We start from the raw sequence: 25,681 nt of genomic DNA, 5'->3' as shown, positions 1-25,681 counted from the left end.
CACGTTTTCGGCCGTCCCCCGGCCCTGGTCGCGTCCCGTGACCGGGGCCGGGGGAGGGGCCGCGCCCCGGGCCGGAGGCACCGCCGCGCGCGGCCCGCATACGATCGGCGGGTGCGGGAAGACATCCGGCGGGTCGGGATCATGGGCGGCACGTTCGACCCGATCCACCACGGTCACCTGGTCGCGGCCAGCGAGGTGGCCGACCGGTTCGGGCTGGACGAGGTCGTCTTCGTGCCGACCGGGCAGCCGTGGCAGAAGGCGGACCAGCCGGTCACCCCGGCCGAGGACCGCTACCTGATGACGGTGATCGCCACCGCGTCCAACCCCCGGTTCCAGGTCAGCCGGGTCGACATCGACCGGGGCGGGCCGACGTACACCGTCGACACGCTGCGCGACCTGCACGCCGAGCACGGGCCCGAGGTGCAGCTCTACTTCATCACCGGGGCGGACGCGCTGGAGCGGATCCTGTCCTGGAAGGACCTCGACGAGATCTTCGCGCTGGCCCACTTCATCGGGGTCACCCGCCCCGGCTTCGAGCTGACCGACGAGCACGTGCCCGCCGACACGGTGAGCCTGGTGCAGGTGCCTGCGATGGCCATCTCGTCGACGGACTGCCGCGCCCGGGTGGCCCGGGGCGAACCGGTCTGGTATCTGGTGCCCGACGGTGTGGTGCAGTACATCGCGAAACGGCGGCTCTATCAGCGGTGACCGCGCCGGATATGCGGTCGTTCGTCCCCGAAACCGGCCAGAACCGACAGGTCGTCACGTCAGCGGGTGTGAGACGCTTGGAGGGTCGCACGGTTGATCGAAGGAGAACGGTGACAGTTTCCGAACGCGCTCACGAGCTGGCGATGGCCGCCGCCCAGGCCGCGGCCGACAAGAAGGCGCAGGACATCGTCATCATCGACGTGGGTGACCAGCTCGCCATCACCGACGCGTTCCTGCTCGCCGCCGCCCCCAACGAGCGTCAGGTGCTGGCCATCGTCGACGCCATCGAGGAGCGGCTGCTGGAGCTGCCGGAGAAGGCCAAGCCGGTCCGGCGCGAGGGCGAGCGGGGCGGCCGCTGGGTGCTGCTCGACTACGTCGACATGGTGGTGCACGTCCAGCACACCGAGGAGCGCGAGTTCTACGCCCTCGACCGGCTCTGGAAGGACTGCCCGCAGATCCCGTTCGTCGACCGGGACCTGGTCGAGGCCGAGGCCGCCGCCGGCACCGCACCGGCCGAATGACCCGACTGATCGTCTGGCGGCACGGCAACACCGACTGGAACGCCGCGAGCCGGGTGCAGGGCCAGACCGACGTACCCCTCAACGACCTCGGCCGCGAGCAGGCCGCCGCCGCCGCGCCGCTGCTCGCGGCGCTGCGCCCCGACGCGATCGTGGCCAGCGACCTGCGCCGCGCCGCCGACACGGCCGCCGCCCTCGCCGCGCTCACCGGCCTGCCGGTGCGCCCCGACGCCCGGCTGCGCGAGCGGCACTTCGGGCGGTGGCAGGGGCTGGAGCTCGCCGAGGCGGCGCGGCTCTACCCCGACGAGCACGCCCGGTGGCGGGCCGGCGACCCCGACCCGGGCGCCGACATCGAGAGCCTCGACGACCTCGGCAAGCGGGTCGGCGCCGCCCTCCAGGAGGCGGCCGACGCCGGGCCCGGCGCGACGATCGTGATCGCCACCCACGGCGGCGCGGCCCGGCAGGGCTGTGGGCACCTGCTCGGCTGGGACCACGCGGTGCTGCGGGCCATCGGCTCGCTGCGCAACTGCCACTGGACCGAGCTGCGCGACAGCGGCACGCGCGGCTGGCACCTGCGGGCGCACAACGTCGGCGTGCTGACCACCACGGCGGCGGCCGAGGCGGTCTGACCCGACGCCCCCGGTTCACGGCTTCCCGGGCCGTGTCCTTCCAGGCCAGGGTCCCCGGGCGGCCGGTCGCGGGCCACCGCCTCCGGGTGGCCTTTCCGGGGCGGCCGGGTCGGGCGGCCACGGCGGTCCGGGCCCGGATCGGCTACGGTGCCGGAATGCCCGTCGCGGTCGTCACCGACTCCACCGCCTACCTCCCGCCCGAGCTGGTGCGCCGACACCGACTCACCGTCGTGCCGCTGACCGTGGTGCTCAACGGCGCGGAGGGGCTGGAGGGCGTCGAGATGTTCCCCGGCGACGCCACCCGGGCGCTCGGCGGCCGGCGGGTCACCGTCAGCACCTCCCGGCCGGCACCGGAGCAGTTCGCGCGGACGTACCGTGAGCTGCTCGACGCCGGCGCGGACGCGGTGGTCTCGGTGCACCTGTCGGCCGAGCTGTCCGGCACCGTCGAGGCCGCCCGGCTGGCCGCCGCGCAGGTCGGCGGCGACCGGGTCGCGGTCGTCGACAGCCGCTCCACCGGCATGGGCCTCGGCTTCCCCGCGCTCGCTGCCGCCATGGCCGCCGCCGACGGCGCCGACCTTCCGGGGGTACGCCGCGCGGCGGCCGACGCGATCGACCGCACCACGATCTACTTCTACGTCGACACGCTGGAGTTCCTGCGCCGGGGTGGCCGGATCGGGGCCGCCGAGGCGCTGCTCGGCACCGCCCTGTCGGTCAAGCCGATCATGCACATGCCGGACGGGGCGATCGTGCTCCGGGACAAGGTGCGCACCGCCAGCCGGGGCGTGGCCCGCCTGGTCGACCTTGCCGTCGAGGCGGCCGGCGACGCCGACGTCGACCTCGCCGTGCACCACCTCGCCGCCCCGCAACGCGCCGGGCACCTCCTCGCGGCGCTCACCGAGCGGCTCGGCGGCCGGGTGCGCTCGACGTACGTCACCGAGGCCGGCGCGGTGGTCGCCGCGCACGCCGGCCCGGGCCTGGCCTGCGTCGTCGTGCACCGCCGCCCCGGCCCGGCCGAGGCGGGTTCCGGCGCGGGCAGGGCCGGCGTGGACCCGCCCGGTGCGGCTTCGGCCGGCCTGGCTTCGGTCGATGAGCCGGAGGTCCGCTGACATCCTGCTGCGTAGGGAGCTGAGTCGAACACGACATCACCAGACCTGGCAGCAGCCAACGCCGACACCGCTCCCCACGGGCACGCCCCTGGCCCGTCGATCAAGAGAAGGCGGCAGAGTTGATCTCTGCGATGACGCAGACCTCTTGACCACCGGGCGGGGTGGGGCGGGCATATAGCACATGGTGGGCATGATCAGGTGATTGTCCACAGAGGCTTTCGTTGTCCACAGGTGGCGGCCGGTGGGCCCCGGAGGGACCTGTCGCCGGCCTAACCTCGCGCCGTGTCAGACGACGAGGAGACGGTCGTACGGCGGCGGCTGCGATGGTTGGCGGGTGGACCGCCGGCGACCACGCCCCCGGTACGCCCAGCTGTGCCGGCAGCGCCGGCCGAACCGGTCGCGCCACCGACAACCGGGTGGCCCGAGGCGGCCGGGCCGCCGCCGGGGCCGATGGGCGGGCCTGCTGTCGGGCGGGCCCTCGTGGTGCCGCCGGAGGACCGGTGGCCGCTCGCCGGCGAGCGGCTGGCCGAGCGGCCGGTGCCCTGGCCGGGGGAGCGGCATCCCGGCTCGGGCCGACGGGTCGCCCGCGCGTCGTCTCCCGTCCCGGGCTCGCTCGGGGGCGGTGGCCTGGGCCGGGCTGGCGCGCTCGGAGATGACGGTCTGGGGCGCGTCGGCCTGCCCGGGGGCGAGGGTCTGGGGCGCGACGGTCCGCTCGGGGGCGACGATCCGGGGCGTACCGGTGGGTCGACATTCGGCCCCGACGGCGAGCCGGCGTCCGGGTGGTCGTCGCGGCTGCCGGGGCCCGGCGCGTTCGACCCCGGCCGGCGGGGCGTGCGGGCGTTGGCGGCGGTCGCCGTCGCGGTGGTGCTCGGTGCCGGCTTCTGGGCGTGGCGCTCCCGCCCGCAGGCCGAACCGGTCCGGGCCGGGCCGTCCGCCGCCGCCGGCTTCGACGCGGCGCCGGAGGCGGGAGCGCCGGCCGCCGCCCCGACGCCGGGCGGCGAGCTGGTGGTGGCGGTAGCCGGAAAGGTGCGCCGCCCCGGGCTGGTCCGGGTGCCGGCGGGCGCGCGGGTCGGCGACGCCGTGCAGGCGGCCGGCGGCGCGTTGCCCGGTGTCGACGTGGCGTTGCTCAACCCGGCCCGCAAGGTCGCCGACGGCGAGCTGATCCTGGTCGGCGTCACCGCCCCGCCGGGCCAGCCCGGTGCCGCCCCGGCCGCCCCCGGGCAGCCGGCCGGCGGGGGTCCGGCGGCTCCCGCCGGGCTGGTCAACCTGAACACGGCCACCCTCGCCCAGCTCGACACGCTGCCCGGGGTGGGGCCGGTGCTGGCCCAGCGCATCCTCGACCACCGCGACCGCACCGGCGGGTTCCGTTCGGTGGGCGACCTGCGCCAGGTGGAGGGCATCGGCGATTCCCGGTACGAGCAGCTCAAGGAACTGGTGACGGTGTGAGCGCAAGCGCGGGGCCGCCGGCGGCGGGCGCGTCGCCGGGCCACGGCGGCGCGGTCGTCACCGCCCCCGGTGCCCCGGCCGGGGTCGGCACGGCGGGCGATGCGCCGGCCGAGCGGGCCGCCGGCGCCGTGGACGGGCCCGACCTGCGGCTGGCCGGGCTGGCCGTGGCCGCCTGGCTGGCCGCGCTGGTGAGCCTGCACCTGAGCGCCCGCGCGGCGGCGCTGCTCGCCGCCGGGGCGGCCGGGCTGGCCGCGCTCGTCGCGGCGCACCTGCTCGGTCGGTGGGGACGCCCGGCGGGCCCCGTCCGGCGGCACGGATGGATCGCCGTGGCCGTGCTGCTCGGCGTGGTGTGCGGGGCGACGGCGACGGCCGCCAGGCTCGGCGTGCGGGACGCCCCCGCCGTCCGCGCGCTCGTCGACGACCGGGCCACGGTCGGCGTCGACCTGATCGTCCGGGCCGACCCCCGTCCGGTCCGGGGCGTCGCCGGCCGGCCCGCCACCCTGCTGGTCCGGGCCGAGCTGGTCGCCCTGACCGGCCCCGACGGCGTCCGGGTCGGCGCGCCGCTGCGGGTCCTGCTGCTCGCCACCGACCCGGCCTGGCGGGCGGTGCTCCCCGGGCAGCGGCTCAGCGCCGAGGGGCGGCTCGGCGCGCCGCGCGGCGGCGACCTGACCGCTGCGGTGCTCACGGTGCGCGGCCCGCCGACGCCGCACGGGCCGCCCCCGTGGGCGCAGCGGGCCGCCGGCACCCTCCGGGCCGGCCTGCAACGCGTCTGCGAGCCGCTGCCCGACGAGCAGGGCGGGCTGCTGCCCGGCCTCGTGGTGGGCGACACCAGCCGACTGCTGCCGGCCGTGGAGGAGGACTTCCGCACGACCGGGATGACCCACCTGAACGCCGTCTCGGGCTCCAACGTGGCGATCGTCGTCGGCGCGGTGCTGCTGCTGGCCCGGTGGTCCAGGGCCGGCCCCCGGGTGGCCGCCGGGCTGTGTGTGCTGGCCCTGGTCGGGTTCGTCATCCTGGTCCGCCCCTCGCCGAGCGTGGTGCGCGCCGCGACCATGGGCGCGATCGGGTTGGCGGCGCTCGCCGCCGGCCGGCCCCGGGCCGCCCTGCCGGCGCTCGCCGCGGCGGTGGCCGCGCTGGTGCTGTTCGACCCGGACCTGGCCGGCGACCCGGGGTTCGCCCTGTCCGTGCTGGCCACGGCCGGGCTGCTGCTGCTCGCCCCGGGCTGGCGCGACGGGCTGCGCCGGCGGGGCGTGCCACCCGGGTTCGCCGAGGCGCTGGCCGTGCCGGCCGCCGCGCAGCTCGCCTGCGGCCCGGTGGTCGCCGGGATCTCCGGCACGGTGAGCCTGGTGGCGGTCCCGGCGAACCTGCTGGCCGTCCCGGCGATCGCGCCCGCCACGGTGCTCGGCGTGGCGGCGGCGGTGCTCTCCCCGGTCTGGCCCTCCGGCGCGGGGTTGGCGGCCTGGTTGGCGAGTTGGCCGGCCTGGTGGCTGGTCACCGTCGCCCGGTACGGTGCCCGGCTGCCGGCCGGCACGCTGCCCTGGCCGGACGGCGCGCCGGGCGCGCTGCTGCTGGCCGGGCTGACCGTGGCGCTGCTGGTCGCCACCCGGCGGCCGGTGGTGCGCCGGCTGGTGGCGGTGGTCGCCGTCGCGGTGGTCGCCGGCACCCTGCCGGTCCGCCTCGTCGCCGGCGGCTGGCCGCCCGAGGGCTGGGTGGCGGCGGCGTGCGCGGTGGGCCAGGGCGACGCGCTGGTGCTGCCGGTGGCGGTCGGCCGGGCGGTGGTGGTCGACGCCGGTCCCGACCCGGCGGCGGTGGACGGCTGCCTGCGGCGGCTGGGCGTACGGGAGGTGCCGCTGCTGCTGTTCAGCCACTTCCACGCCGACCACACCGGTGGGGTCGCCGGGGTGTTCCGGGGCCGCCGGGTCGCGGCGGTACGCACCCCGCAGTGGCCCGAGCCCGCCGCCGGGCGGGACCTGGTGCGGGCCGTCGCAGCGGCGGGCGGGGCGGCGGTGGCCCCGGCGGGGGCCGGGTGGGCGTACCGGGGCGGCGGGGCGGAACTGGTCGTGCTCGGGCCGCCGTATCCGCTGCGGGGCACCCGGTCGGACCCGAACAACAACTCGCTGGTGCTGCGCGCCACGGTCGCCGGAGTGCGGATCCTGCTCGCCGGGGACGCCGAGACGGAGGAGCAGCGGGCGCTGCTGGACCACACGGCGGCCGGTGGCCTCCGGGCCGACGTGCTGAAGGTCGCCCATCACGGGTCGGCCTACCAGGATCCGGCGTTCCTGGACGCCGTCCGGCCGAGCGTGGCGCTGGTGCCGGTCGGGGCCGGCAACTCGTACGGGCACCCGAACGCCGCCGTGCTCGCCCGGCTGGCGCGGGGCGGAGCCCGGGTGCTGCGCACGGACACCGACGGGGACGTGGCGGTGGTGCGCGGCGGCGGCGACCGGATGGCCGTGGTGGTCAGGGGCGTGCCGGCCGGGAGCCGCCCGTGAGGACCCTGGGCATTGGCGGCATTGATGGTGGAGAGAGTTGAATGTCTAGATTTGCGTTGAGTGCGGGGTCTGCCGTCACGGGGCTCGACGAGCAGGCACGCGCGGCGGAGCGGACGTGCGAACATGGGCGGCGTGACCGCGCCCGACCTTGCCCCCATTCTGCTGGTCCTCGGCGACGAGGAGCTGCTCGCCACGCGCGCGGTGACCGAAGCGGTGACCCGGGTCCGCGCCGTCGACGCGGGCGTGGACGTCCGGGAATACCAGGCCGGCACACTGGCCGTCGGCGAGATCGCCGAGATGCTCAGCCCGTCGCTGTTCGGCGGCCGGCGGGTGCTGGTCCTGCGCTCCGGTCAGGACGCCCGCAAGGACCTGGTCGCCGCCCTGCTGGCGTACGCGAAGAACCCCGACCCCGAGGTCCACCTCGTGGTGCTGCACCTCGGGGCGGCCAAGGGCAAGGCGTTCGCGGACGGGCTGCGGGCGGCCGGCGCGACCGTGGTGCCGGCGGCGAAGCTCAAGGGGCACCGCGAGCGGGTGGCCTTCGTCCGCGACGAGGTCCGCCGGGCCGGCGGCAAATGCACCGACGACGCGGCGGAGGCGCTCATCGCGGCGGTCGGCACCGACCTGCGCGAGCTGGCCGCCGCGTGCTCCCAACTGGTCGCCGACACCGACGGCCGGATCGGCGCGGACACCGTGGCCCGCTACTACAAGGGGCGGGTGGAGGTGAGCGGCTTCACCGTCGCCGACGCCACCATGGTCGGCGACGTGCCGGCGGCGCTGGAGGCGCTGCGCTGGGCGTTGCATGTCGGCGTGGACCCGGTCCCGATCGCCGACGCGCTCGCCGACGGCGTGCGCACCGTCGCCCGGGTCGCGGCGGCGGGGCGGGGTGACCCGTACCAGCTGGCGAGCAGCCTCGGCATGCCGGCGTGGAAGGTCAGGAGCGCCCAGCAGCGGGCCCGGGGCTGGACCCCGGAGGGGCTGGTGCGGGCGATGCAGGCGGCCGCCGAGTGCAACGCGGCGGTCAAGGGCGGCTCGGACGACCGGGCGTACGCCCTGGAGCGGGCGGTCTTCTCGGTCGCGGCGGCCCGGCAGGGCGGCGCCCGGTGACCCGGCCGGTCCGGGCGTCGTGGGCGACAGTGCCCACCGAGGAGGAGCGCTACCGTCCCCTCTACGCCCGGGCCCTGGGCCTCCGGTTCGTCAACCCCGGCGGGGTGCTCTGCTTCCTCTTCTTCGAGGGGGCCGTCTCGCTGGCCGCCCTGCTCGCCCTGGCCGAGCTGGTGACCTGGTGGGCGGTGCTGGTCCTGCCCGCCGCCGTGGCCGTGATGGTCAAGCTCAACGACATGGTCGCCGAGTTGGTGGTCCGGACGGCCGCCCTGGTGCCCGAGCAGGAGCGGGACCGCTTCCGCCGGCAGCTGGCACCTGTCGTCGGCCGCGCCACGGTGCGGAGCGCGGCGGCAGCGCCGTTCGGCAGCCCGGGTGCCTCTTTCGGCGACCCCGCTGCGTCGGCCCGGAACGTCGGTGTGACCGTGCCCGGTGCCGGCGGCCACGCTGGTGCGGCCGGCGCGGCAGGCGCCCGGGGCCGGGTCGCCATCAGCGGCATGCGGTCCGGCGGACCGCCCGTGACTCCGGGCGTGGGCACCGACTCCCGGTTCGCCGGCTCCGAGTTCGCCGGGTTCGGGCCGGCACCCTGGGTGGAGGAGACCCGACCCGACCGGTGATCCGACTCCCGGTCCGGGAAGCGGGATCCTCCGGAGATGCGCGATCCTCCAGGACGGGCGATCCGCTGGACGCACGATCCCGCGCTGGGCCGGTGGCGGACTGAGGTGATCGACTCCATGTCGCCGACATGGTGGTATCAGCGCCGCCGGAAGGCCCCATGTCGCCGACATGGCAGTGCCGGCGCCGTCGGGAAGGCCCCGCGCGTCCGGAGGGCCCCGCGCGTCCGGAGGGCCGGCACGCGGAAAGCCGGAAGCCCCGGTGATCCCGGGGCTTCCGGCTCAGGTCCGTGTTCGCCGCGTCAGGCGGAGAGCGAGACCACGCGCTTGGCGATCGCCGACTTGCGGTTGGCCGCCTGGTTGGAGTGGATCACGCCCTTGCTGACCGCCTTGTCCAGCTTGCGCGAGGCATCCCGCATGAGAACGGCAGCCTTCTCGGCGTCGCCAGCCTCAGCGGCCTCGTGGAACTTCCGGATGGCGGTCTTCAGCGACGACTTGACCGACTTGTTACGCAGCCGGCGCTTCTCGTTCTGCCGGTTGCGCTTGATCTGGGACTTGATGTTCGCCACGCGACAGCCTCGTCTTGATAGCTCGGGTTGGTCTGCTTGTGCGCGCGACGAGCATGCGTCATCGCTGCGCGAAGAGCCAGGTTACCAGGTCCGTCGGGACGAGCCAAAACGGCCCCGTCGCGCCCCGCCGGACAGGGTGCCGCGGGCCGGTCGGGGCCGGGCGGCGCCGTCCCGGCCCGGTGGCCGGCGTCGCACGTCGCCGGGTGGCGAGATCCCCACCCCGTCCGGTGGGGCGTCGCAGGTGGTCAGGCGGGGAGGTCCGGGCCCCGTCAGGTGGCGAGGTCCCAGCCCTGGCGGGCGGCGAGCCAGCCGAGGGCCTGCTCGCCGCTCCAGCGCTGGTGGGCCCGCAGGTGCGGGGACGCGTCGGTCGGTCCGGCGGCCGCCGAGGTGAGCAGGTATCCCGAGAGCGCGGCGAGGGTGACGTCGAGGGCGTCCGCGGGCGCCCCGGCCGTCGCCGGGTGCCCCGCGAAGCGCGCGTCGGCGTCGAGGCCGCCGGCGTGGGCGGTGATCAGCAGGCTGACCAGGTCGAACCAGGCCGGCCCGTGGCAGAGCCAGTTCCAGTCGCAGAACCAGGCCCGCCCGGCCGGGTCGACGAGGACGTTGTCCAGGCGCAGGTCGCCGTGGGCGAGGCCGCCGCGGGCGGCGTAGTCGGGGAGGTGGGACTCCAGCGCGACCAGGTCGGGCAGCCGCCGCCGCGCCCCGGGCGGCAGGTCCGGGGCCGGCTCCCGGCCGGCGGCCACCTCGCCCCACCAGAGGATGTCCTCCCGGGCCAGGTCGGCCAGCCGGGGCAGGCCGAGCGCGACCAGGCCGGGCGGCGGGTCGGCCAGGGCCGCCGCCACCTCGGCGTAGCCGGCCAGGGCGGCGTCGAGGTCGGCGCGCGCCCAGGGCAACGTGGGCGTCCGCCCGTCGATGGCGTCCAGGCCGAGGGCGTACCAGCCGGCCGCCGCGACCGTCCAGCGCGGGCGGGGGACCGGCAGGCCGGCGGGGAGCCGGTCGAGCACGGCGGCCTCCCGGGCGTACCAGTCGACGAGGTGACGCTGCTCGGTGAGCGACGCCGCCTTGACGAACACGCGCCGGCCGTCGGCCCCCGCCACCACGGCGGCGAAGCCCCGGGTGAACCCGGCGCCGGCCACCTTCACCTCCGACACGGGCGCGCCCAGCCGGGCGGTCACCGCCGCCCGCAGCCCCGCCGGCAGGTCGGCCCAGGAGGGCCGCTGGGCGGTCGCGTCGTACGACACCGGGGGGAGCGCGCTCGGGGTCACCAGCCCATGCTGCCCCACCCCGCCCACTCCCGCCGTACCGTGTCGCCCGCCGGCGTCGGACGGCTCTGCCAGACTGCCTGACCATGAGGACCGACGACTTCTGGCAGTTGATCGACCAGGCCCGGGCCGGCGGGGGCGGCGCGGCCGGCGCGGTCGCCGCCCGGGCGGTCGCGCTGCTGGCCGAGCGCGACGCCGCCGACATCATCGGGTACGCGCGGCACCAGCGCCGGGTGATGGCGGCCTCCTACCGGGCCGAGCTCTGGGGCGCGGCCTACCTGATCAACGGCGGCGCGTCCGACGACGGGTTCGAGTACTTCCGGGGTTGGCTGATGACCCAGGGCCGGCAGGTCTTCGCCCGTGCCGTGGCCGACCCGGACTCGCTGGCCGAGCTGCCGAAGATCCGTCAGGCGGCGCTCACCGGGGAGGAGTTCGAGGCGGAGGCGATGCTGACGGTCGCGGAGGAGGCGTACCGGAAGGCGACCGCCGCAGAGCTGCCGCCGGTGGAGGACGTCCCCTACCCGGAGTTGGGCGAGTTCTGGGACTTCGACGACGAGGACGAGGCCCGCCGCCAGTTGCCGAAGCTCGCCGCCCTGTTCGTGGAGGCCCCGGCGGAGTGAGCCAGGGCGTCGGGAGGAGTGATCCGACCGCCCCCGGGGCGACGTGGGAGCATAGAGCGGGCTGGCGTCCGCGCCGGCCCGCTCACGTCAGCCGACCAGAACGGACCGCTGTGCCACCGACGCTCGATTCCGGCGCGAACGCTCCTGGTGCCACCGACCCGGCGCGCATCCGGAACTTCTGCATCATCGCCCACATCGACCATGGGAAGTCGACCCTGGCCGACCGGATGTTGCAGCTCACCGGTGTGGTCGACCCCCGGCAGATGCGCGCGCAGTACCTGGACCGGATGGACATCGAGCGCGAGCGCGGCATCACCATCAAGAGCCAGGCCGTGCGGATGCCGTGGACGATCCGGGAGGGCGACCGGGCCGGCGAGCAGGCCGTCCTCAACATGATCGACACCCCGGGGCACGTCGACTTCACGTACGAGGTGTCCCGGTCCCTGGCCGCCTGCGAGGGCGCGCTGCTGCTGGTGGACGCCGCGCAGGGCATCGAGGCGCAGACCCTGGCGAACCTCTACCTGGCGCTCGAGAACGATCTGAAGATCATTCCGGTGCTCAACAAGATCGACCTGCCGGCCGCCCAGCCCGAGAAGTACGCCGAGGAGCTGGCCCACCTGATCGGCGGCGACCCGGCGGACTGCATCCGGGTCTCCGGCAAGACCGGCGACGGGGTGCCGTACCTGCTCGACGAGATCGTCCGGCAGTTCGTCCCGCCGGTCGGCGACGCCGCCGCGCCCGCCCGCGCGATGATCTTCGACTCGGTGTACGACGTCTACCGGGGCGTGGTCACCTACGTCCGGGTGATCGACGGTCGGATCAGCGCCCGGGACCGGATCAAGATGATGTCGACCGGCGCGGTCCACGAGCTGCTGGAGATCGGCGTCATCTCCCCGGAGATGGTGAAGGCCGACGCGCTCGGCGTCGGCGAGGTGGGTTACCTGATCACCGGCGTGAAGGACGTCCGCCAGTCCCGGGTCGGTGACACCGTCACCATCAACGGCAGGCCCGCGACCCAGGCCCTCGGCGGCTACAAGGACCCGAAGCCGATGGTCTACTCCGGCCTCTACCCGATCGACGGGTCCGACTACCCCAACCTGCGCGAGGCGCTGGACAAGCTCAAGCTCAACGACGCCGCGCTGGACTACGAGCCGGAGACCTCGGGCGCGCTCGGGTTCGGCTTCCGCTGCGGCTTCCTCGGCCTGCTGCATCTGGAGATCATCCGGGAGCGGCTGGAGCGGGAGTACAACCTCGACCTGATCTCCACCGCCCCGAACGTGGTCTACCGGGCCATCACCGAGGACGGCCAGGAGCTGGTGGTGACCAACCCGAGCGAGTACCCCACCGGCAGGATCGCCGAGGTGTACGAGCCGGTGGTGCGGGCCACGGTCCTGACCCCGAACGACTACGTCGGCGCGGTCATGGAGCTGTGCCAGGGCCGCCGGGGCAGCCTGCTCGGCATGGACTACCTTTCGACCGACCGCGTCGAGCTGCGCTACACCCTGCCCCTGGCCGAGATCATCTTCGACTTCTTCGACCAGCTCAAGAGCCGCACCAAGGGCTACGCCTCGCTGGACTACGAGCCCTCCGGCGAGCAGGCGTCCGACCTGGTGAAGGTGGACATCCTGCTGCACGGCGAGCCGGTGGACGCGTTCAGCGCCATCGTGCACAAGGACAAGGCGTACAACTACGGCGTCACCATCGCCGCGAAGCTGCGCAACCTGATCCCGCGCCAGCAGTTCGAGGTGCCGATCCAGGCGGCTATCGGCAGCCGGGTGATCGCCCGGGAGACCATCCGGGCGATCCGCAAGGACGTGCTCGCCAAGTGCTACGGCGGCGACATCAGCCGCAAGCGCAAGCTGCTGGAGAAGCAGAAGGAGGGCAAGAAGCGGATGAAGATGGTGGGCCGGGTCGAGGTCCCCCAGGAGGCGTTCATCGCCGCCCTCTCGTCCGACGCCGGCGACGGCAAGGCCGCCGGCAAGAAGTGAGTGGTGTCGCCACTGCGCGACACCGACCCGGCCGGGGCGCGACGCCCCGGCCGGGTTTGGGATTTCGGGCCCCCGGGAACTTAGCGGTCACGACAGCTTCAACACACCGTTGTGACACTTCCTGAGGAGGAGGACGACCGTGGAGCTCACCGTTTGGGGCATCATCACCGCCATCGTCGTTGGTCTCATCGTCGGCGCGCTGGGCCGCCTGGTCGTCCCGGGTCGGCAGAACATGCCGATCTGGCTGCACATGCTGATCGGCATCGGCGCGGCCCTGCTCGGCACCGTGCTCGCCCGGGCGATGGGCATCGCCACCGAGACCGCCGGCGTGGACTGGGGCGAGCTGCTGGTCCAGGTCGTCCTGGCCGCCATCGCCGTGGCCCTGGTCGCCGGGGTGGGCCGCCGCCGCAGCGTCACCCACCGGTAACGACACATCGCTTGGCCCGACGGGCGTCCGACCATTCCGGTCGGGCGCCCGTCCGCATTCCGGTCGGTGCCTGCGGCCGGCGCAGGCGCGCCGCGACGACGCCTTGCCAAATACATCCCGCGATGACGGGTTTGAATTTCCGGCGGCCCGGGAACTTGATGGTCGCGACAGTGAACAAGCCTTTCTGAGCTTTCTGAGGAGAACGACCATGACCGTTGTCGGAATCATCACCGCGCTCATCGTCGGTCTGATCGTGGGCGCGCTGGGCCGCCTGGTCGTCCCGGGTCGGCAGAACATGCCGATCTGGCTGCACATGCTGATCGGCGTGGGCGCGGCCCTGCTCGGCACCGTGCTCGCCCGGGCGGTGGGCATCGCCACCGAGACCGCCGGCATCGACTGGGCCGAGCTGCTCGTGCAGGTCGTGGTCGCCGCCATCGCGGTCGCGGTCGTGGCCGGGGTCGGCGGTCGCCGCAGCGTCACCCACCGGTAAGCATCCCACAGCGCACGAACGGGCGTCCGGCCTCCGGGTCGGACGCCCGTTCGCGTGCGTACGCCCGGCTTTGCCCCCTTGTTGGGCTGCCCTCGACCGCCTGGCCTGCGGTACGGTCGCCTCGCCCCCGCCCGCCCCCTGTCGTAAAGGAATTTTACCTACTAGGGTGCGGCAGAGAAGGTTAGTGCCAGGACGGCGCGAGGGAGATGTGGCGTGAACAGGTGGAAACGGCTGGCCCCGGTCACCGCCGTGGTGGCGTCGGCCGCGATGGTGCTCGCCGGCTGCGGCGGCTCGGGCGACGACGAGGCCGCCGACGGCGGCAAGCTGACCGTCTGGATGATGGGCGAGGGCAGCGAGGCGCAGACGGCGTTCCTCGACGGCGTCGAGGCCGAGTTCCAGAAGAAGCACCCCGACACCGACGTCGTCGTCCAGTACATCCCCTGGCTCGAGGCGCCCAAGAAGTTCCAGGCGGCGCTCGCCGGCGGCGAAGGCCCCGACGTGACCGAGCTCGGCAACACCGAGACCCAGGGCTGGGCCGCCCAGGAGGCGCTCGCCGACGTCACCGCCAAGTTCGCCGCCTGGCCCGAGGGCAAGGACATCCTGCCCGACCTCGTCCGCAACGCCCAGCTCGACGGCAAGCAGTACGGCGTGCCGTGGTACGCCGGCGTCCGCGCCCTCTACTACCGCACCGACTGGTTCGCCGAGGCCGGCGTCAAGCCGCCGACGAACTGGGACGAGCTGGTCGCCGCCGCCAAGGCCGTGCAGGCCAAGAAGCCGGGCACCTACGGCATCGCGCTGCCGGGCAACTCGGAGCTGCCCTTCTACTCCTTCCTCTGGGGCGCGGGCGGCGAGATCGCCACCCGGCAGGGGGACGCCTGGAAGTCCGGCTACACCAGCCCGCAGGCCCAGCAGGCGGTCAAGTTCTGGACCGACCTCGTCACCGTGCACAAGGTCGCCCCGCCCGCCGCCGCCGGGTGGAACGAGATCGACGCCCGCACCCAGTTCGCCACCGGCAAGGCGGCGATGGCCTTCGCCGGCAGCTGGCAGGCCGGCGCCATCAAGAAGGACAACCCCGAGATCGAGAAGGTCTGGGGCACCTTCCCCGTCCCCGGCCCGGACGGCAAGCCGGCCCCGGCCTTCGCCGGCGGCTCGGACGTCGCCCTGTGGCAGGACAGCAAGAAGCAGGACCTCGCCTGGGACTACCTGACCGCGCTGCTGAGCAAGCAGAAGGACAAGGAGTTCGCCAGCAGCCTCGGCTTCTTTCCGGTCTACTCCGACCTCGTCGGCGGCGGCGAGTACGCCAACGACAAGATCATGGCCGCGTTCGCCACCTCGTTGCAGAACACCAGGCTGACCCCGCTCACCCCGAAGTGGGTCGAGGTCAGCCGCACCAAGACGGTGACCCAGGCTATGAACAGCTCGGTCATCAAGGGTCAGAAGACGGTCGAACAGGCCACCGCCGACGCGGCCGCCGAGATGGAAAGCATCCTCAACGCGAAGTGACCACGCTGACCCAGACGCCGGAGACGCCCGCCGCGCGGGAGACCCCCGCGCGGCGGCGTCGCCGGGTCGACCGCCTGCCCTACCTGCTGCTCCTGCCCTGCCTGGCGATCATCGGCGTCCTGCTGCTGTGGCCGCTCGGCCAGGTCGTGACGATGTCCTTCTTCCGGCTCGACAACGTCCGGCAACTGCGCGGCGACCGGGACTGGCCGTGGGTCGGGCTCGGCAACTACGCCGAGATCCTCGGCGACCCGTTCTTCCGCACCGTGCTGCGCAACACGGTGCTCTTCGCCGCGGCCAACGTCGCCCTCACGATGGTCCTCGGCACGCTGGTCGGGCTGCTGCTCAACCGGCTCGGCCGGCGGATGGCCACCTTCGTCGGGAGTTGCGTGATGCTGGCCTGGGCCACCCCGGCGCTGACCGGCACCATCGTGTGGAAGTGGCTGTTCGACGACACCTCGGGCCTGGTGACCTGGCTGTTCAACGCCCTGCCCGACGGGCTGTCGAACGCGCTGTTCGGCCGCGCCGACTGGACCGGGTACGGCTGGTTCAACTCGCCGCTGATGTTCTTCTCGATCCTCACCCTCGTGGTGGTCTGGCACTCGTTCCCGTTCATCGCGGTGAGCGTGCTGGCGGGGCTCAAGAGCGTGCCGAGCGAGCTGCACGAGGCCGCCCGGGTCGACGGGGCCGGCCCGTGGAAGGTCTTCTGGAAGATCACCTTCCCGCTGCTGCGGCCCGTCTTCGGCATCCTGGTGGTGCTCTCCACGATCTGGGACTTCAAGGTGTTCACCCAGCAGTTCGTGCTGGCCGGGGGCACCCAGGACCGGCCGACGTTCATGCTGTCGATCTACTCGTACGCCGAGGCGTTCTCCCCGCCACCCAAGTACGGCCTCGGCGCGGCGATCGCCGTCATCCTCACGCTGATCCTGCTGGTGGTGACCGGCCTCTACGTGCGGATGGTGCTCAAGCAGGAGGAGGACGCGTGAAGCGCGGCGCGGTGGTGAAGCGGATCGCCCTCAACGGGGCGGGCCTGCTGGTGGCGCTCTTCGCGGCGTTCCCCGTCTACTGGATGGTCGCGACGTCGCTCAAGCCCAACCGGGAGATCTTCTCGGCCACGCCCCGGCCGGTGCCGACCGCGCCGACGCTGGAGCACTACCGGGAGATCCTCACCGGCAACCTCATCCCCGGCGTGACGTTCCTGGACTTCTTCCTCAACTCCGTGCTCGTGGCGGTGTCGACCGTGGTGCTCAGCGGCCTCGTCGCGCTGCTCGCCGCGACGGCGGTGGCCCGGTTCCGGTTCAAGCTGCGCACCAGCTTCCTGATCATGCTGCTGGTGGTGCAGATGATCCCGCTGGAGGCGCTGGTCATCCCGCTGTTCCTGATGATCCAGCGGCTCGGCCTCTACAACACGCTGCCCAGCCTCGTCCTGACGTACCTCGGGTTCTCGCTGCCGTTCGCGGTCTGGATGCTGCGCGGGTTCGTGGCCGCGGTGCCCAAGGAACTGGAGGAGGCCGCGGCGATCGACGGCGCGAGCCGCGCCCAGACCTTCCGCCGCGTCCTGTTCCCGCTGGTCGCGCCGGGCCTGGTGGCCACCAGCATCTTCTCCTTCATCACCGCCTGGAACGAGCTGATCTTCGCGCTGACCTTCGTCAACGACCAGGACCGCTACACCCTGCCGGTGGCGATGACGTTCTTCTTCGGCCGCGACGACACCGCCTGGGGGCCGGTGATGGCCGCCTCGACGCTGTTCACCCTGCCGGTGATCGTCTTCTTCCTGCTGGTGCAACGCCGGATTGTCTCCGGCCTGGTGGCGGGCGCCGTCAAGGGCTGAGGTGCAAGGAAGGGCCCCTTGTTAACGCATTCTGTCGAGAAGGGTCCCCTTCTCACGCCCCGTCGGGCGGACGGGCCGCGTCGGGCGGGGATCGGCGGGCCGCGATGCCGCCGTAGGCTGTCGCCATGACGGGCAGGCTGGTGACGGTGAACCTCGGCGCGGCGACCGAGGCGGAGTGGGCGGGCGACGCGAGCGGCCGCAGCGGCATCGACAAGCGGCCTGCGGACGGGCCGGTGCTGCTGCGCGTCGACGGGGTGGCCGGCGACTTCATCGGCGAGCGGGCGCACCACGGCGGGCCCGACCAGACGGTCTACGCGTACGCCGAGGAGGACGCCGCGTGGTGGGCGGTCGAGCTGGGCCGCGACATCCCGCCGGGGGCCTTCGGCGAGAACCTGACGACGTACGCGGTGGACGTGACCGGCGCGGTCGTCGGCGAGCGGTGGCAGGTCGGGTCGGCCCTGCTGGAGGTGACCAAGCCGCGCACGCCGTGCCGGACGTTCGCCGGGTTCTGGGGCGTGCCGGATCTGATCAGGCGGTTCACGGCGCGCGCCGCCCCCGGGGCGTACCTGCGGGTGCTGCGGGAGGGCGAGGTCGGCGCGGGCGACCCGGTGGAGGTGGTGGAGCGGCCGGAGCACGGCGTGACCGTCGGCGAGGTGTTCCGGGCGACCACGCTCGAACCGGAGCTGCTGCCCCGGCTGCTCGACGTGCCCGAGCTGCCCGAGTCGCTGCGGCGGAAGGTCGAACGCAGGCTCGCCACGCCCGACGCCTGAGGGTCCCGGCGGCCCCAGGGGCGCCGCGCCCGAGCGCCGCTCGCCGCGCCCGCCCCGCCGCCGATCGCCGTGCCCAGGCGTTAACAAGGGCCCCCTGCTATGCGGAATGCGTTAACAGGGGGCCCTTCCTTACACCGTCAGCGGAGCCAGGGGATGCTGCGGTCGAGCAGGCCGCGCTCCTTGAGCTCCTTGCGCAGCGGGATCTCGTCGTCGATGTACCCGTTCCAGTTGATGCCCCAGTAGTTGGCGGTGTGGGTGCCCTCGCCGCAGAGCTGGCGCTGCACCGGCGTGCGGTTGGCCCACCACTCGCCGTCGGTGTCGATGTGCAGCTCGTCCAGCGGGCGGATCCACCGGTAGGTGTAGCCGACGAAGAGCATCTTGCGGGTGATGTTCGACAGGTTCGTCGACCGGGAGTGCCACTGGCGGCGGTCGAAGATGAACGCGTCGCCCGGGTTCGCGGTGATCTCCACCGTGCCCTCCGGGTCCGGGTTGTGCACCGTCAGGTCCGCCGGGCGGGGCAGCGAGTTCCACAGGTGGCTGCCCGGGATCACCTTGGTCGCGCCGCGGCCGGTCTCCGACAGGTCGGAGAGCACGTACGCCACCTTCAGCGAGAACATCGGCCGGGGCAGGTTCGGGTCCATCGTCTCCGGGTCGGAGTTCTGCCGGTAGCCGTCCTGGTGCCACCCCCAGTACGGCTTCTCCGGCTCCAGCGCCGGCGGGGTGACGTCGAGGTGGTTGTGGTGGGTGTAGATGTTCCACCCGGCCAGGCCCCACATGTACGGGAAGGCGATCGGGTGGGTCAGCAGCTGGCCGAAGAGCTCGTCGCGCTCCAGGAAGCCCAGCAGGTGCAGGGTGCCGTCCTTGGTGGTGTTGCCCTTGGCCTTCTCCTCCGCGTACACGCGGTCGACGGCCTCCTCCAGGGCGGCCCGGTGGTCCTCCGTCAGCACGTTCCGCAGCAGGAGGAAGCCCTGCTCGTGGAACTCCTTGCGGTCGGTGTCGCTGATCGGTTCGTAGCCGGTCCGGCCGTCGTAATCGAACACCGCGTAGTACCCCTCCCCATGAGGTGAAACCATTTCTGGCACAGGACGCCGATGCTACTGCGCCCCTTCAGGGGGGTGCGGAGCGCGCCCGACGGTGTGGGGGAGTGCTCGGACCGTTGGCACCCGGTTGGGTGCGGAGAGTGAGAATGGGTGTTTGTTCGGCGGCTTTCGCCGGATATGGAGGATTGTGCGGTAACCGTCGGTGTGGAGAATCGCGACCGCTCAGGCGTCGGCGAAGACCTCGGCGAGCACCTCGCCGTCGTTCGCCGTCGCGTCGCCCACCCGGCCCCAGGTGCCGGCCTTCGCGGTCCACTCCAGGCCGGCGAAGCGCACCCGCTTCACGCCGTGGTCGGAGGCGTGCGAGACCAGCCAGTGCGCGTACCGCCAGCCGTCGCGCCGGTCGTCGGCCGGCACCGCGACGCCGGTCAGCTCGGCCGGGGACGCGGCCTCCGGCAGCCCCCAGTCCAGGCGCAGGCCCCGGGTCAGCGCGGCTGCGGCGGCCGCGCCCCGCATCACCGGCGTCGCGCCGACCGTGCAGGCCACCGCGCCGGTCGCCTCGCCGAGCAGCGCCCGTGTCAGCACCTCCGACTCGTCCGCCCACTTCTGGTACGCCTCGGGGAACGCCGAGCGCTGCACCTTCTGCGCCGCGTCGGTGACCCGCATCTTCTCCCAGCCGCGTACCCGCTTGAGGGCGGCGTAGAACTTCCTGGTCGAATACCGGGGGTCGGCGATCTGCGCCTCGGTGCCCCAGCCCTGGCTCGGCCGCTGCTGGAACAGGCCCAGCGAGTCCCGGTCGCCGCCGGAGAGGTTGCGCAGCCCGGACTCCTGGTAGGCCGTGGCGAGGGCGACCACCACCGCCCGCTCGGGCATCTTCCGCTGGACGCCGATGGCGGCGATCGTGGCGGCGTTGGCCATCTGGTCGGCGTCCAGCCGCACCTGGCCGTCGGCCTGCACCGTGCAGGTGCGGCTGGCCAGGGACAACGGCAGGCGTAGCTGCCCGCCGGCCTGGCGGACGACGAGCCAGATCCCCACCGCGGCGATCACGGCGACGACGACACCGGTCGCGACGACTGCCCGACTTCGCACCCGCACCCCCTGTTCGACGGCGTCCGCCAAGAGTACGTCTCCGCCGCCGCCGTCCGGCCCGTCCGACCGGTTCGCTCCGTTCCGTGGCGGGTCGGCCGCGAGGCGTGTCCGCCTTCCCGGTGCTCCGGCCCGGAAACCGCCAGCCAGTCGGCCGGCCGGCCCGGACACCACCAAGCGGCCCGGACACCACCAAGCGGCCCGGAAACCGTCAGGCGGCAAGGAAACCGTCAGCCGGCCCGGGGCCGGTCAGTCCGTCGGCACCCAGCTCGCGTCGCGCTTCTCCCGGAACGCCAGCACGCCCTCGCGCCCCTCGTCGGAGAGGAAGAACCCGGTCGACAGGGCGGCCAGCTCGGCGGTCCCGGCCCGCAGGTCGGCCGCCGGCGGGCGGCGCAGCAGCGCCTTCGCCCCGGCCAGCGCGTTCGGCGCGCCCCGCACCAGCGAGGCGCAGGCCCGTGCCACCGCCGCGTCCAGCGCGTCCGCGGGCACCGCCGTGCTGACCAGGCCGATCTCGGCGGCCCGCCGCCCGTCGAAGGTGTCGCCGGTGAGGTACAGCTCGGCGGCGGCCCGGGACGTCAGCCGGGGCAGCACGGTCGCCGAGATCACCGCCGGGATCACCCCGATCCGCACCTCGGTGAACGCGAACGTCGCCTCCTGCGCGCAGATCGCCAGGTCGGCCGCCGCGATCAGGCCCAGCCCGCCGGCCCGCGCCGGCCCGGCGACCCGGGCCACCACCGGCTTCGGGCACTCCCAGACCGCCGCGAGCACGTCGCCGAGCAGCCCGGCCGGGACCGTCCCGCTGGCGTACGCGGCGGCGGTCTCCTTCAGGTCCGCGCCGGAGCAGAAGACGGGGCCGGCGTGGTCGAGCACCACCACCCGGACCGCGTCGTCGGCCACGGCGGCGGCCAGCCCGGCCAGCAGCTCGGTCATCAGCGGCGTGGAGAGCGCGTTGCGGTTGTGCGGGCTGTCCAGGGTGAGGGTGGTCACCCCACGGGCCGTGGCGACCCGCACGAGCGCGGCGGTGGAGGTCATGCCGGGCACACTAGTGGCCATGCCCGGCGTCCTTCCAGAAGGCGAGCCCGTCCCGGCCGACGGCTCGCTGCCCGCCACCGCGACCCGCGCCGTCGGCGCGCGCGGCTTCGGCGTGTACGTGCACGTGCCGTTCTGCGCCAGCCGCTGCGGCTACTGCGACTTCAACACCTACACCGCCGACGAGCTGGGCGGCGGGGCGAGCCGCGAGGCGTACGCCGACACGGTGCTCGCCGAGCTGGCGCTGGCCGCCCGGGTGCTCGGCGACGCCCCGCCGCCCCGGGTCGACACCGTCTTCGTCGGCGGCGGCACCCCCACCCTGCTGCCCGCCGACGACCTGGCCCGCATCCTCGACGGCATCGACCGCGCCTGGGGGCTGGCCGCCGACGCGGAGGTGACCACCGAGGCCAACCCCGAGTCGGTGACGCCGGAGTCGCTGAAGACCCTGCGGTCCGCCGGGTACACCCGGATCTCGCTGGGCATGCAGTCGGCCGCGCCGGGGGTGCTGGCGATCCTCGACCGCCGGCACCGCGCCGGCCGGGCCACCGAGGCCGCCCGGGAGGCCCGCGACGCCGGGTTCGACCACGTCAACCTCGACCTGATCTACGGTACGCCGGGGGAGAACGCCGACGACTTCGCCGCGTCCCTGGCGCAGGTGGTGGCCGCCGGGGTGGACCACGTCAGCGCGTACGCCCTGATCGTGGAGGACGGCACCCGGCTGGCCGCGCGGATGCGGCGCGGCGAGCTGCCGTACCCCTCCGACGACGTGGCGGCGGACCGCTACCTGGCCGCGGAGGCGGCCCTCGACGCGGCCGGCTTCTCCTGGTACGAGGTGTCCAACTGGGCCCGCACGCCGGCCGGCCGGTGCCGGCACAACCTGCTCTACTGGACCGGCGGCGACTGGTGGGGCCTCGGGCCGGGGGCGCACAGCCACGTCGGCGGGGTGCGCTGGTGGAACGTCAAGCACCCGGCCGCGTACGCGAAGCGCCTCGCGGCGGGGGAGTCGCCCGGCCTGGCCCGGGAGGTGCTCACGCCCGACGAGGCCCACACGGAGGACGTGATGCTGCGGCTGCGGCTCGCCTCGGGGCTGCCCCTGGCCGTGCTGGACGACGCGGGCCGCGCCGCGGCCCGGCGGGCCCTCGCAGACGGCCTGCTCGACCCGGCGGGGCACGCGGAGGGCCGGGCGGTGCTCACGCTGCGCGGCCGGCTGCTGGCCGACGCGGTCGTGAGAGACCTGCTGCCCTGACGGGGGTGGCCCCGACCGGCCGGGGGAGCGGCCGGTCGGGGTCACGTGACCAGCGGGGTCACTTGATCAGGTTGACGGTCATCGGGTAGCGGTAGGGGCTGCCCTCGTTCGCCTTGATGCCGGCGACGATGCCGAAGATGATGCCCACGATCATCGCGCCGAACCCGATCAGGAGCCCCACCAGGATGCAGGTGAGGATCCAGCCGATCAGGGCGATGACCGACCAGAGGAGCTGGAAGTTCAGCGCCGCCACCGCGTGCGCGCGGACCGTCGGCGACTGGTTGCCCCGGGCGAGCAGGGCGATCAGCGGCGCGAGCCAGCCGAGCACGCCGCCGCCGAGGAACATCCCCGCCGCGCCGCCGAAGTGGGCCACCAGGACCCAGGTCTTGTCCTCGTTGTTGGCGTAGCCGCCGGAGGGCGGGCCGTACGCGCCGCCGGTCGGGTAGCCGCCACCGGGCGGGGGGAAGCCGCCCGCCCCGGGCGGCGGGTAGCCGGCCGACGGCGGCTGGTCGCCGGTGGGCGGCGGATAGCCACCGGGCGGGGGATAGCCGCCCGTCCCGGGCGCGCCGGACAGTGGTGCGGTGGGCTCGTGCCCCGGCGAGCCGTACGGTGCCGACGGGTTCGGCTCCGGCGGGTAGCCGCCGGGGTCGCCCGATCCGGGAGGGCGAGGTGGTTCAGTCATGCACGTCACGGTAGGGGTTGCGGGCAAGTCGGCACCAGTGCGACACCAGCTCGGCGGGGCGGATCCTCGGCCCGCGTGCGCAGGTGACGGCCCGCGCCGGGCGGCCGTCGACCGGTCGGCACGCGCCCGCGCGGCGGCCACCGCACGCACGGTCCGTCGTTGATCTTACCCAGGACGGGGCAGCCGACGTAGACTGGCACTCGTTACAGTCGAGTGCCAGGCGTCGACGCGCCGGCGGAGCGCCGACCTGCGGTGCCGCCGCGCCGCCGGGCCCGACATGCGACAGGAGGTGGCAGGGTGGGTCTGGACGACCGCAAGCTCGCCGTGCTCCGCGCGATCGTCGAGGACTACGTCGCCACCCAGGAGCCGGTCGGCAGCAAGGCGCTGGTCGAGCGGCACCAGCTCGGCGTCTCCCCCGCGACGGTCCGCAACGACATGGCGGTGCTGGAGGAGGAGGGCTACATCCGGCAGCCGCACACCAGCGCCGGCCGGGTCCCCACCGACCGGGGCTACCGCCTCTTCGTCGACCGGCTGTCCCGGGTCAAGCCGCTCAGCCCGGCCGAGCGCCGGGCGATCGAGCGCTTCCTGGTCGGCGCGGTCGACCTCGACGACGTGGTGCACCGCACGGTGCGGCTGCTGGCGCAGCTCACCCGGCAGGTCGCCGTGGTGCAGTATCCCTCGCTGGCCCGCTCGTCGGTGCGGCACCTGGAGCTGGTGCCGATCTCCACCACCCGGCTGATGCTGGTGATGATCGCCGACACGGGCCGGGTCGAGCAGCGGCTGGTCGAGCTGCCCGCGCCGGTGAGCGCCGACGACGTCACCGACCTGCGTCGGCTGGTCAACGAGAAGCTCGTCGGCAGCCGGCTGTCGGAGACCCCGCCGCTGGTGCAGGCGCTGGTCGAGGAGGTGACCCCGCGCCTGCGCGGCGCGATGACCACGCTCTCCACCGTGCTGCTGGAGACGCTGGTCGAGCGGCACGAGGAGCGCATCGCGCTGGCCGGCACCGCCAACCTGACCCGGGGCGGCCTGCTCGACTTCCAGGGGTCCCTGCGGCCCATCCTGGAGGCGCTGGAGGAGGAGGTGGTGATGCTCAAGCTCATCGGCGAGGCCGAGTCGACCACCACCCGCGTGCTGATCGGCGACGAGAACGAGATCGACAACCTGCGGGCCGCCTCGGTGGTCAGCACCGGCTACGGCCCGGGGGCGACCGCGCTCGGCGGACTGGGCGTGGTCGGCCCCACCCGGATGGACTACCCCGGCACCATCGCCACGGTGCGGGCCGTGGCACGCTACGTGGGCGAGCTGCTGGCCCAGAACTGACCAGTCAGGGCCGACGGCCGGCTCCGGCCGACGACCGGCGCAACGCGACAAGAACATGAGGACACGGGACGCAGTGGCCAGGGACTACTACGGCATCCTCGGCGTGAGCCGGGAGGCCTCCGACGACGAGATCAAGCGCGCCTACCGCAAGCTGGCGCGGCAGTTCCACCCGGACGTCAATCCGGACCCGGAGGCACAGGAGAAGTTCAAGGACATCAACGCCGCGTACGAGGTCCTCTCGGACGACCGGAAACGGCAGATCGTCGACCTCGGCGGCGACCCCCTCGCCCCCGGCGGCGGTGGCATGGGCGGCCCGGGCGGGCCCGGCGGGGCCGGCCCGTTCGTCGGCTTCCAGGACATCATGGACGCCTTCTTCGGCGGGGCGGCCGGCGGCTCCCGGGGCCCGCGCCCGCGCACCCGGCCCGGCGCGGACGCGATCCTGCGCCTGGAGCTGGACCTGCACGAGACGGCGTTCGGCGTCGAGGCCCCGATCACCGTCGACACGGCGGTGCTCTGCACCACCTGCTCCGGGGCGGGCACGGCGGCCGGCACCCACCTGGCCACCTGCGAGGCGTGCGGCGGCCGGGGCGAGGTCCAGTCGGTGCAGCGCACCTTCCTCGGCCAGGTGGTCTCCGCCCGGCCGTGCACGGTCTGCCAGGGCTACGGCACCACCATCCCGCACCCCTGCCCGACCTGCACCGGCGACGGTCGGGTGCGCACCCGCCGCTCGCTGACCGTCAAGATCCCCGCCGGGGTCGAGGACGGCATGCGCATCCGGCTCGCCCAGCAGGGCGAGGTCGGCCCGGGCGGCGGCACCGCCGGCGACCTCTACGTCGAGATCCACGAGCGCCCGCACGACGTCTACTCCCGCAAGGGCGACGACCTGCACTGCCGGGTCACCGTCCCGATGACCGCCGCCGCGCTCGGCACCCGGCTGACCATCAAGACCCTCGACAGCGAGGAGACGGTCGACGTCAAGGCCGGCACCCAGCCGGGCAGCACCCTGCGGCTGCGCGCCCGGGGCGTGCCGCACCTGCGCGGCACCGGCCGGGGCGACCTCTACGTCCACCTCGACGTGCGCACCCCGACCAAGCTCGACGCCGACCAGGAGAAGATGCTGCGCGACTTCGCCAAGACCCGGGGCGAGGAGGTCGCCGAGCTGAGCAAGCAGGGCGGCTTCTTCTCCCGGATGCGCGACGCCTTCAACGGGCACGCCTGA

Annotated in this window: 24 protein-coding genes and 1 pseudogene; 19 read left to right on the top strand and 6 right to left on the bottom strand. The window is 74.2% G+C overall.

What is annotated here, in order from left to right; translation table 11 throughout:
* Positions 1 to 111: 111 nt before the first annotated feature.
* The 8 genes and pseudogenes from nadD to O7633_RS11940 form a co-directional block, all read left to right on the top strand.
* Positions 112 to 708 carry a nicotinate-nucleotide adenylyltransferase gene (gene nadD / locus O7633_RS11975; protein ID WP_282327874.1) on the top strand — a complete coding sequence of 199 codons (597 nt, stop codon included), beginning with the start codon at positions 112 to 114 and terminating at the stop codon, positions 706 to 708.
* Between the two features lie 110 nt (positions 709 to 818).
* A complete protein-coding gene (gene rsfS / locus O7633_RS11970; RefSeq protein ID WP_178066109.1) occupies positions 819 to 1,229 on the top strand; it encodes a ribosome silencing factor in 411 nt (136 codons plus the stop codon).
* Entirely contained in the window at positions 1,226 to 1,855 is a 630-nt protein-coding gene (locus O7633_RS11965; RefSeq protein ID WP_282327873.1) for a histidine phosphatase family protein, read from the top strand. The genes rsfS and O7633_RS11965 overlap by 4 nt, the downstream gene beginning before the upstream one ends.
* A gap of 155 nt (positions 1,856 to 2,010) precedes the next feature.
* Entirely contained in the window at positions 2,011 to 2,961 is a 951-nt protein-coding gene (locus O7633_RS11960) for a DegV family protein (RefSeq protein WP_282327872.1), read from the top strand.
* A gap of 450 nt (positions 2,962 to 3,411) precedes the next feature.
* Positions 3,412 to 4,407 (top strand): ComEA family DNA-binding protein, encoded by a 996-nt coding sequence (locus O7633_RS11955; RefSeq protein WP_282327871.1) that lies wholly within the window; start codon positions 3,412 to 3,414, stop codon positions 4,405 to 4,407.
* Positions 4,408 to 4,535: 128 nt separating this feature from the next.
* Complete coding sequence (locus tag O7633_RS11950) at positions 4,536 to 6,896, top strand: ComEC/Rec2 family competence protein (protein WP_282328537.1); 2,361 nt, start codon at positions 4,536 to 4,538, stop codon at positions 6,894 to 6,896.
* A 123-nt stretch (positions 6,897 to 7,019) separates the two neighbouring features.
* The gene (gene holA, locus O7633_RS11945; protein ID WP_282327870.1) at positions 7,020 to 8,000 is read left to right on the top strand and encodes a DNA polymerase III subunit delta; all 981 of its coding nucleotides are present in this window, start codon (positions 7,020 to 7,022) and stop codon (positions 7,998 to 8,000) included.
* Positions 7,997 to 8,323: pseudogene (locus O7633_RS11940) on the top strand (hypothetical protein); the annotation flags it as partial. The gene holA and the pseudogene O7633_RS11940, both read left to right, overlap by 4 nt.
* A 587-nt stretch (positions 8,324 to 8,910) precedes the next feature.
* Here the strand turns inward: O7633_RS11940 and rpsT are convergent.
* On the bottom strand, positions 8,911 to 9,177 hold the full coding sequence (rpsT, locus tag O7633_RS11935; protein ID WP_043966753.1) for a 30S ribosomal protein S20: 267 nt from the start codon (positions 9,175 to 9,177) through the stop codon (positions 8,911 to 8,913).
* A 269-nt stretch (positions 9,178 to 9,446) separates the two neighbouring features.
* Positions 9,447 to 10,439 (bottom strand): phosphotransferase, encoded by a 993-nt coding sequence (locus O7633_RS11930; protein WP_282327869.1) that lies wholly within the window; start codon positions 10,437 to 10,439, stop codon positions 9,447 to 9,449.
* Between the two features lie 83 nt (positions 10,440 to 10,522).
* Here O7633_RS11930 and O7633_RS11925 point away from each other — a divergent pair, with 83 nt between their 5' ends.
* The 8 genes from O7633_RS11925 to O7633_RS11890 all read left to right on the top strand — a co-directional run bounded on the left by O7633_RS11925 (position 10,523) and on the right by O7633_RS11890 (position 18,062).
* On the top strand, positions 10,523 to 11,056 hold the full coding sequence (locus O7633_RS11925; RefSeq protein ID WP_178066104.1) for a DUF4240 domain-containing protein: 534 nt from the start codon (positions 10,523 to 10,525) through the stop codon (positions 11,054 to 11,056).
* A 110-nt stretch (positions 11,057 to 11,166) separates the two neighbouring features.
* Positions 11,167 to 13,044, top strand: a complete 1,878-nt coding sequence (lepA, locus tag O7633_RS11920) for a translation elongation factor 4 (RefSeq protein ID WP_278128755.1) — start codon at positions 11,167 to 11,169, stop codon at positions 13,042 to 13,044.
* A 139-nt stretch (positions 13,045 to 13,183) separates the two neighbouring features.
* Complete coding sequence (locus O7633_RS11915) at positions 13,184 to 13,471, top strand: GlsB/YeaQ/YmgE family stress response membrane protein (RefSeq protein WP_043966762.1); 288 nt, start codon at positions 13,184 to 13,186, stop codon at positions 13,469 to 13,471.
* Positions 13,472 to 13,679: 208 nt separating this feature from the next.
* Positions 13,680 to 13,961, top strand: a complete 282-nt coding sequence (locus O7633_RS11910) for a GlsB/YeaQ/YmgE family stress response membrane protein (protein ID WP_282327868.1) — start codon at positions 13,680 to 13,682, stop codon at positions 13,959 to 13,961.
* Between the two features lie 213 nt (positions 13,962 to 14,174).
* The gene (locus O7633_RS11905) at positions 14,175 to 15,464 is read left to right on the top strand and encodes a sugar ABC transporter substrate-binding protein (protein WP_282327867.1); all 1,290 of its coding nucleotides are present in this window, start codon (positions 14,175 to 14,177) and stop codon (positions 15,462 to 15,464) included.
* Positions 15,461 to 16,447, top strand: coding sequence for a sugar ABC transporter permease (locus O7633_RS11900; protein ID WP_282327866.1), 987 nt, complete (start codon positions 15,461 to 15,463; stop codon positions 16,445 to 16,447). The genes O7633_RS11905 and O7633_RS11900 overlap by 4 nt, the downstream gene beginning before the upstream one ends.
* An 11-nt stretch (positions 16,448 to 16,458) precedes the next feature.
* On the top strand, positions 16,459 to 17,292 hold the full coding sequence (locus O7633_RS11895) for a carbohydrate ABC transporter permease (protein ID WP_282328536.1): 834 nt from the start codon (positions 16,459 to 16,461) through the stop codon (positions 17,290 to 17,292).
* A 125-nt stretch (positions 17,293 to 17,417) separates the two neighbouring features.
* On the top strand, positions 17,418 to 18,062 hold the full coding sequence (locus tag O7633_RS11890; protein WP_282327865.1) for an MOSC domain-containing protein: 645 nt from the start codon (positions 17,418 to 17,420) through the stop codon (positions 18,060 to 18,062).
* Positions 18,063 to 18,199: 137 nt separating this feature from the next.
* Here the strand turns inward: O7633_RS11890 and O7633_RS11885 are convergent, their stop codons facing one another.
* The 3 genes from O7633_RS11885 to O7633_RS11875 form a co-directional block, all read right to left on the bottom strand.
* Complete coding sequence (locus O7633_RS11885) at positions 18,200 to 19,102, bottom strand: phytanoyl-CoA dioxygenase family protein (RefSeq protein WP_228986774.1); 903 nt, start codon at positions 19,100 to 19,102, stop codon at positions 18,200 to 18,202.
* Between the two features lie 222 nt (positions 19,103 to 19,324).
* Positions 19,325 to 20,194, bottom strand: a complete 870-nt coding sequence (locus O7633_RS11880) for a hypothetical protein (RefSeq protein ID WP_282328535.1) — start codon at positions 20,192 to 20,194, stop codon at positions 19,325 to 19,327.
* A 240-nt stretch (positions 20,195 to 20,434) separates the two neighbouring features.
* Positions 20,435 to 21,217: an enoyl-CoA hydratase-related protein gene (locus O7633_RS11875; RefSeq protein WP_282328534.1), complete on the bottom strand. Its 783-nt coding sequence runs from the start codon at positions 21,215 to 21,217 to the stop codon at positions 20,435 to 20,437.
* A gap of 19 nt (positions 21,218 to 21,236) precedes the next feature.
* Here O7633_RS11875 and hemW point away from each other — a divergent pair, with 19 nt between their 5' ends.
* Positions 21,237 to 22,460: a radical SAM family heme chaperone HemW gene (gene hemW / locus O7633_RS11870; RefSeq protein ID WP_282327864.1), complete on the top strand. Its 1,224-nt coding sequence runs from the start codon at positions 21,237 to 21,239 to the stop codon at positions 22,458 to 22,460.
* 58 nt (positions 22,461 to 22,518) lie between these two features.
* Here the strand turns inward: hemW and O7633_RS11865 are convergent, their stop codons facing one another.
* A complete protein-coding gene (locus tag O7633_RS11865; RefSeq protein WP_282327862.1) occupies positions 22,519 to 23,142 on the bottom strand; it encodes a DUF4870 domain-containing protein in 624 nt (207 codons plus the stop codon).
* 297 nt (positions 23,143 to 23,439) lie between these two features.
* Between O7633_RS11865 and hrcA the strand changes: the two genes are divergently transcribed.
* Complete coding sequence (gene hrcA / locus O7633_RS11860) at positions 23,440 to 24,462, top strand: heat-inducible transcriptional repressor HrcA (RefSeq protein ID WP_282327861.1); 1,023 nt, start codon at positions 23,440 to 23,442, stop codon at positions 24,460 to 24,462.
* A 73-nt stretch (positions 24,463 to 24,535) separates the two neighbouring features.
* The gene (gene dnaJ, locus O7633_RS11855) at positions 24,536 to 25,681 is read left to right on the top strand and encodes a molecular chaperone DnaJ (protein ID WP_176734858.1); all 1,146 of its coding nucleotides are present in this window, start codon (positions 24,536 to 24,538) and stop codon (positions 25,679 to 25,681) included.

It is taken from the genome of Micromonospora sp. WMMD712 (assembly GCF_029581295.1).
Lineage (GTDB): Bacteria > Actinomycetota > Actinomycetes > Mycobacteriales > Micromonosporaceae > Micromonospora > Micromonospora carbonacea.
The sequence above is the reverse complement of the archived record's forward strand: the minus strand, read 5'-3'. Positions and strand labels throughout refer to the sequence as shown.

Excerpts from the sequence above, each read along its gene's own strand:
- holA (WP_282327870.1), top strand. The coding sequence starts at position 7,020 with ATGGGCGGCGTGACCGCGCCCGACCTTGCCCCCATTCTGCTGGTCCTC.
- O7633_RS11960 (WP_282327872.1), top strand. The coding sequence starts at position 2,011 with ATGCCCGTCGCGGTCGTCACCGACTCCACCGCCTACCTCCCGCCCGAG.
- O7633_RS11910 (WP_282327868.1), top strand. The coding sequence starts at position 13,680 with ATGACCGTTGTCGGAATCATCACCGCGCTCATCGTCGGTCTGATCGTG.
- O7633_RS11965 (WP_282327873.1), top strand. The coding sequence starts at position 1,226 with ATGACCCGACTGATCGTCTGGCGGCACGGCAACACCGACTGGAACGCC.
- O7633_RS11890 (WP_282327865.1), top strand. The coding sequence starts at position 17,418 with ATGACGGGCAGGCTGGTGACGGTGAACCTCGGCGCGGCGACCGAGGCG.
- O7633_RS11955 (WP_282327871.1), top strand. The coding sequence starts at position 3,412 with ATGGGCGGGCCTGCTGTCGGGCGGGCCCTCGTGGTGCCGCCGGAGGAC.
- O7633_RS11925 (WP_178066104.1), top strand. The coding sequence starts at position 10,523 with ATGAGGACCGACGACTTCTGGCAGTTGATCGACCAGGCCCGGGCCGGC.
- hemW (WP_282327864.1), top strand. The coding sequence starts at position 21,237 with ATGCCCGGCGTCCTTCCAGAAGGCGAGCCCGTCCCGGCCGACGGCTCG.
- O7633_RS11865 (WP_282327862.1), bottom strand. The coding sequence starts at position 23,142 with ATGACTGAACCACCTCGCCCTCCCGGATCGGGCGACCCCGGCGGCTAC.
- O7633_RS11875 (WP_282328534.1), bottom strand. The coding sequence starts at position 21,217 with ATGACCTCCACCGCCGCGCTCGTGCGGGTCGCCACGGCCCGTGGGGTG.